At 38.5% G+C, this 7318-nt stretch carries 6 protein-coding genes and 2 pseudogenes; 4 read left to right on the forward strand and 4 right to left on the reverse strand.

Annotation, left to right across the window (positions count from 1 at the left end; all coding sequences use genetic code 11):
* Nucleotides 1-144: 144 nt before the first annotated feature.
* Together bcp and P20652_RS06905 are read right to left on the reverse strand one after the other, a co-directional pair.
* On the reverse strand, nt 145-624 hold the full coding sequence (bcp, locus tag P20652_RS06910) for a thioredoxin-dependent thiol peroxidase (protein ID WP_002963124.1): 480 nt from the start codon (nt 622-624) through the stop codon (nt 145-147).
* A gap of 11 nt (nt 625-635) precedes the next feature.
* Complete coding sequence (locus P20652_RS06905) at nt 636-1169, reverse strand: glycine cleavage system protein R (protein ID WP_008169831.1); 534 nt, start codon at nt 1167-1169, stop codon at nt 636-638.
* Between the two features lie 357 nt (nt 1170-1526).
* Between P20652_RS06905 and bamC the strand changes: the two genes are divergently transcribed.
* Entirely contained in the window at nt 1527-2588 is a 1062-nt protein-coding gene (bamC, locus tag P20652_RS06900) for an outer membrane protein assembly factor BamC (protein WP_008169834.1), read from the forward strand.
* A gap of 66 nt (nt 2589-2654) precedes the next feature.
* Nucleotides 2655-4093, forward strand: a pseudogene (locus P20652_RS06895) (YjiH family protein).
* A 30-nt stretch (nt 4094-4123) separates the two neighbouring features.
* Here the strand turns inward: P20652_RS06895 and P20652_RS19885 are convergent.
* Nucleotides 4124-4270, reverse strand: a complete 147-nt coding sequence (locus P20652_RS19885; protein ID WP_008169838.1) for a DUF2897 family protein — start codon at nt 4268-4270, stop codon at nt 4124-4126.
* Between the two features lie 75 nt (nt 4271-4345).
* A pseudogene (locus P20652_RS18450) lies at nt 4346-4883 on the reverse strand (acyloxyacyl hydrolase).
* Nucleotides 4884-5125: 242 nt separating this feature from the next.
* Between P20652_RS18450 and P20652_RS06890 the strand changes: the two are divergent.
* Nucleotides 5126-5719 carry a phospholipid-binding protein MlaC gene (locus P20652_RS06890; protein ID WP_008169845.1) on the forward strand — a complete coding sequence of 198 codons (594 nt, stop codon included), beginning with the start codon at nt 5126-5128 and terminating at the stop codon, nt 5717-5719.
* A 242-nt stretch (nt 5720-5961) separates the two neighbouring features.
* A complete protein-coding gene (locus tag P20652_RS06885) occupies nt 5962-7299 on the forward strand; it encodes an ankyrin repeat domain-containing protein (protein ID WP_008169847.1) in 1338 nt (445 codons plus the stop codon).
* The last annotated feature ends 19 nt before the right edge of the window (nt 7300-7318 follow it).

Raw genomic sequence — 7318 nt, forward strand, 5'->3', positions numbered from 1 at the left:
AAATTATTGACTGCTTAGTTATCCCTCGGTCATGCTTTTACTTAACAAAAATATTTAATAACTAGCATAAAAAAAGCGTTACCCTTGAGCAACGCTTTTCTGTATTTTTCTAATAGCTGGTAACTGGCCTACTCAGTCGCTAGCTTATTCTGCAGCTAAATAATCTAACACTACTTGATGGTGATCTTTGGTTTTAAACTTATCAAATAGGTGTTTAATTTTACCGTCTTGGCCTACTAAAAACGTTAGGCGGTGAATACCATCGTACTCTTTACCCATAAACTTTTTGTAGCCCCATACACCAAACGCTTCAGCAATGGCGTGATCTTCATCGGCTAATAAATCAAAATTAAGCTCTTTTTTAGTTTCAAAGTTTTTAAGGCGCTTAATTGGATCTGGGCTAATACCTACAACGCGGGTGTTAAATTTAGCAAGCTGTGCTTGCTCATCACGTAGGTTTTCGGCTTGTACAGTACAGCCCGGCGTTGACGCTTTAGGATAAAAGTACACAAGCACTTGTTGCTCTTTTAACAGCTCGCTTAATGTTACTGTTTCGTCGTTTTGGTTTTGTAGGCTAAAAGCGGGTGCAGTATCGCCTGCTTGCAATGGACTAATTGTGTTCATGTGTAGCATCCTTAACGAATTCGTTTAAAAATATAATCTACGTTTAGTGTGTGAGAAAGGCTCTCAAAACTAATTTTAAATTGATCTATGTCGACATCAACTGGAATATTAAATTCGATTTCACAGCGCATTTTTATGTCAACTTGCTCGTCGAATGTGTCTGATTTTAGTGAGCAAATGCTGATGTTGTTATCGGCGAAAAAGCGCGTTACTTTGCTCAATGTGCCAGGGGTGTCTATTCCTGTGTATTCTAGGGTGTAACCTGCACAAAATTCACTAGGAGTATGACTTGCAGTACGCTTCATCATAGTTAGCAGGCCAAGTTCCATGGCTTTAGTTGGCAGTACGTGCTCTATGCGACTTATTGCCGACATGTCGCCGCTGAGTAGCATTATGAAGGTAAATTCGCAGCCTAAAATAGCAATGCGGCTGTCAATAATGTTGCAGTGGCAATCGCTAACCAGTTGGGTTAGCTCACTTACAATACCGGGTCTATCTTCGCCAATTGCTGTTAAAACAATTTGATGATTTGAAAATGTAGACATGGGTTCAGATACCTTGTTACTTGAATTATATCAACCGAGTTGGCAACACCAAAAATACGCACGAGAAGTTGCACGGTGGCGAAGTTTAACACAAAAAGGGCTCTAAACTACAGCACATGCCAATTAAGCGCTTTTAAAGTGCGGTGTTTCTTGTTTTTAAATGCACAGGAAAGTACCATAGCTAAAATTTGCTTATTTGCGCTTAGTTTTTTCTAAGTTGAGGTGCTGAACTTTATTGCAATTAGGCGGCCAAATAATAAATGTAAAGTTAATATTGATTTTACACTGAACCAAATCGGCATTACCCACTCATATATTTGTTAAAACAATTAAAGGGTATGCTAAGGAGAAATATCTGTGCAGTATTGGATCCCAAAAGCACTTGCAGTAAGTGTATTGGTAAGTTTATCAGGGTGTAGTGTATTTGTTAATAATGCACATGACGAGCGTAACTATCGTACACATGAGCCTGTAAAAGCACCAACGTCGTTATTTCAACCAGCTCAAGACCCAGTTTATAAAATGGATGTAGGTCAATACGACAACAATCCTGAAGCTACAAACTATCGTCCACCGGCACAAGTACTAACAATTGCTAAAGGTAGTTGGGTAGAAGAAACAGACAAACAAGCGCGTATTTATTTTGATAAAAACGATGGTATTGCTGATTTAGATGAATTTCTTTGGGACACGATTCAATCAGTCCTAGCTGAGAATAATGCAGCAACCACTAAAGAAGACAAACTACTAGGTATTATTGAGACTGATTGGTATTCAATCATTAAAACCGAAGAAGGTTTTTGGTGGTGGGGCGATGAAGTAAACGATGATTTAGAAAAATTTAGATTCACTATTGAAGAGAAGTCACATCAACGTACTGCGTCTTTGCGTGTAGAGCTAATCGATTTTAAAGGCGACGACACGCTAACTGATTTGTTAAAACAGCAACTAGAAGTACGTGCGCTTAACCAAGTAGTGAGCGAGTTTGATTACCGTTACCGTCAACTTGAAGTTGATATGCGTAAACGCCAAGGTATTATTTCACTTGAAATGGGCTTTGATAACAAAGGTAATGCAGCACTTGTAACTGAGCAATCTTACGAAGCTGTGTTTGATCGTTTCTCTGGGTTTTTAGAGCGCTTGTCATTCACTATAGTTGAAATTAACCCAGATACTGGCTTAATTACTGCTGATTACACCAAACCAGAGTCAAGTGTATGGGATTCTATTTGGGGCGATGAAGTTGCACAATTGCCTATTGACGAAGGTCAGTACCAAATCTTAGTGAGTAAAACTAAAGAGGGCGGTACAAGCTTAACGTGGATGGATGAAAAGGCGGAAACGCTTGAGCCCGGCACTATGAATGGTTTACAACAAGCACTAGAAGCGGCACTTATCCAGCGCGGTATTAAAATTTAAATAATAATAAGTTTTATCACAAAAAGAGCGTTAAGCTCTTTTTGTGGTTTTTATAGGTTAAAAAACATGTCTCAGCTACCTCATCGTTCACATTATACGTGGCGCACTTGGTTTACTTTTTTGGTTCCTTCGTTAATTGGTGTGTTTTTATTTATGACACCCATAACGACCTCCGCAGAGATGAAAGTCGCTCTGTCTGAAGCGCTCAGCAGTCTTTTTTTAAAGAAATAGTTATTGATATTCCTCAAGGAATGACCATTCCTATTGCCGTTATGGCTAAAATTGTACAGGGAGTTATGGCCGAGTCAGTACAAACCTTTATTACCGCCATTATTTGTATCACGGGTGTGGTTTCTGTCGTTGCTAAAGCTTTTAAGCCCGCTGCTATTTGCCAGTCACCTTTATTAAAGCATTTGTTTGATGTGAGCTGGGTATGGCTAGTGGTGCGTTTATTTGGTATGGCATTTGTTTTAATGACGTATTTAGGCATGGGCAGCGAGATGATTATCTCGAGTAGTACTGGCGCACTGGTATTAAATGACTTATTACCTGTGTTGTTTTCAGTATTTATTTTAGCGGGTTTATTACTGCCTCTATTAATTAACTTTGGGCTATTAGAGCTTGCTGGTACGCTAATGACTAAGGTGATGCGCCCTGTATTTGGCGTACCGGGTAGAAGTGCGGTTGACTGTACTGCATCGTGGTTGGGTGATGGCAGTGTCGGTATTTTAATGACTGCAAAGCAGTATGAGCAAAAGCACTATACACAACGCGAAGCAGCTATCATTGGTACTACGTTTTCAGCAGTTTCAATTACCTTTAGTTTAGTGGTGCTTGGACAAGTTAAACTTGAATACCTATTTGCCCCCTTTTATGCAACGGTATGTTTAGCGGGTATTGTTGCCGCTATTATTGTGCCGCGATTACCGCCACTGCGTTTTAAAAAAGATTTACTGATTGATGGCACCGAGCCAGATAGAAATGCTGAAGCAATACCTGATCACAAAAGCTTATTTGGTCACTCATTAGATATAGCACTTGCCAAAGCAGACAGTTCAATAGGTGTTAAAGGGACTATAAAAGAGGGGATGGGTAACGCGCTTGATATGGTGTTTGGTGTATTACCTGTAGTTATGGCCGTAGGTACATTTGCACTTATTATAGCCGAGCATACGCCTATATTTCAGTATTTAGGTATGCCGTTTGTGCCGTTTTTAGAGCTATTAAAAGTGCCCGAAGCTGCCGCTGCCTCGCAAACTATTATGGTTGGTTTTGCTGATATGTTTATTCCGTCAATATTAGCAACGACTATTGAAAGTGATGTAACACGTTTTATTATTGCAGCAATGAGTGTCACTCAGCTTATTTATATGTCTGAGGTGGGTGCACTTTTATTAGGCAGTAAGATACCTGTAAATATTTTAGAGTTATTCATTATTTTTATTTTGCGCACGCTAATTACGTTACCGGTTATTGCCCTTATGGCGCACTGGTTAGTGGGTTAAATTTAGTATGTAATAAAAAGCCCTGATTAATCAGGGCTTTTTTGTGCCTGTTGTATTTTTAGTATTGGCGTTAGGTTTTTTAAACTCCATTTTTGCAGAGAGTCTAACTAGCGCGATATTACCAATGATAATGGCAAAAACAACAGTAACGATTACAACTATAAGCCAAGTTTGCATAGCAGTTTACCTAAATTCATACGTTCTTTGGGTTTGACTACTTTGCGTTATAACATCAATATGTGTTTAGGGGGACTAAAATCGTTTAGCCACCGACAGGGTTAAAAAGTTAAGCCCCGGATTTGGCTCTTTAAATCCTGCGTTAGAGTAGTGTATTACTCTAAGTGCAATATTGGTGTGGCCAAAGTCGGCAACAAGGCCAATACGGTCTTCAAATTGATAGTGGGTACTAATATTTTTACCTGCAAACTGCGTTTCATCAATCAGTGATACACCAATGCCTGCTTCTACATAAAATGGGGTGTTGTTAAAACTAAAAGCGGGAAACTGCAGTACAGGTGACATAGCAAGTACCAGGTTTGATTGTGTTTTATCGCCGTGGCGGTACTCCCACATGTTTACGCTGGTTTCAAAATAAAAACGGGCATCACCAATTAGGTTCTGCATGCTAGGCGCATGATATTGATACGCAAGTTTAACCCCGTTTACGTTGCCTTGGCCTTTAAGAAAATCAACGGCATAACCGTGATCTGATTGAGCAAAAGCAAGTTTGCCAAAAAAGTGAAGCGACTAATATAAAAGAGATAATAAGTGTTTTAAATGATGTTTTCATAGCTGCCAATTTAGTTTGTTTTAAAGTGATAGCTAAATGATAGGGATCACCTAGTACTAAATTCAATGAGGACAAAATGCCGGTTGTTTATGTGCTGTTAATAGACTTTTCTAACCAATTGAATTTATTTGACTTATTTAATTGGTGCTGTTTTGGCATTAATAAGTTGCTTATTTGTGCCTTTTTAATGCGTATAGATCGTGTAAATTGCAATCATCTTAATCATACAGACACATACAATTATGAAACTCTTTAAACTATTCGTTTTAGCTACTGCCTTTTTTAGTAGTTCGTTATTTGCGCAGGCTCAGCAATCGCCTGATCAGTTACTTGAATCAGTAGCCGATAAGCTATTTGCAGATATTGGTGAAGTAAACTCTAAAGGGACAGCCAGTAAAGACGCGATGGCTGCTATTGTAGAAAAACGTTTAATGCCACATATCGATATTAAATTTGTATCGTTTAAATTATTAGGTAAACACATCAAAGGTATTGAGCGTGATCAGGCCGTTCAATTTATAGATGCGGTAGAGCATTACTTAACAGGCACATATGCAGGTGCATTAACAAAATATACAGGCCAAAAAATTGTGTTTGAGCGTAACAACGCAAAAAGCGATTCGGAATACGCAACCGTTAATACACAAATTATTGAGCCAAATGCGCCAACAATCGACCTAAGTTTTAAGCTTCGATTAGGCAAAGATTATGAATGGAAAGTATACGATATTGTTGCTGAGGGTATTTCATTACTTAGCGCTAAGCAAAAAGAGATTATTCAACGTATTTCGGATGTAGGTTTAGAGCAGGTTATTACTGAATTAAAGAACAAGTAAATAGCTTGTCTGGCTCTGATTAAGCCCAACTCCAACCTTATAAACGGCCAATTACTTATGTACTTGGCCGTTTTTATATTCTTGTCGATGGTAATTAGAAAGGATTGTTGTTATTAGGCAATTTTGCGCTAGTAGCTAAACAAAGGTGTGCTAGAATATTGCCACTTTGATTAAGCGTGGTGTCAGGTAAAAACTGCTATAACTGATCACCCCTCAAGCCACACTGGAGTTGTGTTGTTTTAATGGAAAATGTACTAATTTGGCCAAAGGAATACCCATTACTTATTAAAGGACTGGTAGAGCAAAACGGTGCCTTTATTTTAGATGCTTTAGAAGCTTGGCCTGCTTGTCGTTCTACAAATGAAGATGATGGTGTATGTACCACTGTATTGCCGCCTATTTATTATTTGGCATGGTTAACTCCGCTAGAGCCATTTGAAGAATGTTTTTTTCAGCATATCTCAGAATATGACGAAGACGCGCAAGTTTATATTAGTGCGGTTAAAAGCCATTATTATGATAATGAATACACCCCTGAAAGCTTAGTACTTATGCTGTGCCAACGTCTTGAAAAATATGCAAGTGTGGCAGCACAAAATACTATAGTTACACCTCTGTCTTTAGTTGATTTGTTTTTTAGCAAACGCTATTTCACACTGATTGAGCATACGTTAAATCATAATAGTAAAATCTCGGCAAAAGATGCGTTAGCTCTTTGGAAAGAAATTGATTTTAGAGAGCGTTTAAGCGCGTTTATTCCAGAGTCTATTGCTGATCTGGATACGCTTTGTGAACTTGCAAGTGAAAAGGTAGCAGCGGGCAAAGACTACTTTACGTTACTCACACAAGTATCACCTGATGTTGACTCTGTTGTTCTGCTGGAAAAGGCCTTATTAACCCATTTACGCAAAAAAACGGCCAAGCAAACAATGGCAATGCGTTTTATTGAACAAGGCGCTACAGGTGTTCTTGCTGATGAAAACAATAAAACAGCTTTTATGTGGGCTGCCGAAAAAGGCTTTGTAAATGTAGTTGAAACGCTATTAGAAAAGCAAAACAAAAAAGCGGTTGATAATTTAGGTAATACAGCGCTTCATTACGCTGTATTTGCTAAAAATGAATCGTTAATGGTGCTGCTAATTAAAGCGGGCTATAATTTTAGAGCACGCAATAAAGAAGGTTTAAGTTGTTACCGTTTGGCGGTTAGTATTAAAGCCAATAACTTGGTTAAATGCTTAGAACGTGACTTTGGTATTAAAGAGCTTTCGCCGGAAGGGCAGTTTGCTCGTATAAAAAAAGTACATGTGTTACACGCTATTGTAACGTTATTACTGCCTTTACAATTGTTTTTCTTTTTTGATGAAACCCTCTCCATTAAAAGTGAGCTTACGCTTGGTTTAACAATGGTCGCGGTGATTTGTTTTTTCTTTGCAACCACCTTAAAACGCTGCGCGTTATACCCGCATATTAAACATCCTTGGGGTTTGTTTATACTTAGGGGCTTTTCGTTTATTAGCTTAATAGCTCAAATAGGGTTGGCGAGTATTGTGGTGCTAGCTGCCCTGAGCGATTTAGTTTAGCCACTTTTAAAACGTTAAT

Source organism: Pseudoalteromonas sp. BSi20652, from assembly GCF_000239855.1.
GTDB lineage: Bacteria > Pseudomonadota > Gammaproteobacteria > Enterobacterales > Alteromonadaceae > Pseudoalteromonas.

Excerpts from the sequence above, each read along its gene's own strand:
- P20652_RS06890 (WP_008169845.1), top strand. The coding sequence starts at position 5,126 with ATGAAACTCTTTAAACTATTCGTTTTAGCTACTGCCTTTTTTAGTAGT.
- bcp (WP_002963124.1), bottom strand. The coding sequence starts at position 624 with ATGAACACAATTAGTCCATTGCAAGCAGGCGATACTGCACCCGCTTTT.
- P20652_RS19885 (WP_008169838.1), bottom strand. The coding sequence starts at position 4,270 with ATGCAAACTTGGCTTATAGTTGTAATCGTTACTGTTGTTTTTGCCATT.
- P20652_RS06905 (WP_008169831.1), bottom strand. The coding sequence starts at position 1,169 with ATGTCTACATTTTCAAATCATCAAATTGTTTTAACAGCAATTGGCGAA.
- P20652_RS06885 (WP_008169847.1), top strand. The coding sequence starts at position 5,962 with ATGGAAAATGTACTAATTTGGCCAAAGGAATACCCATTACTTATTAAA.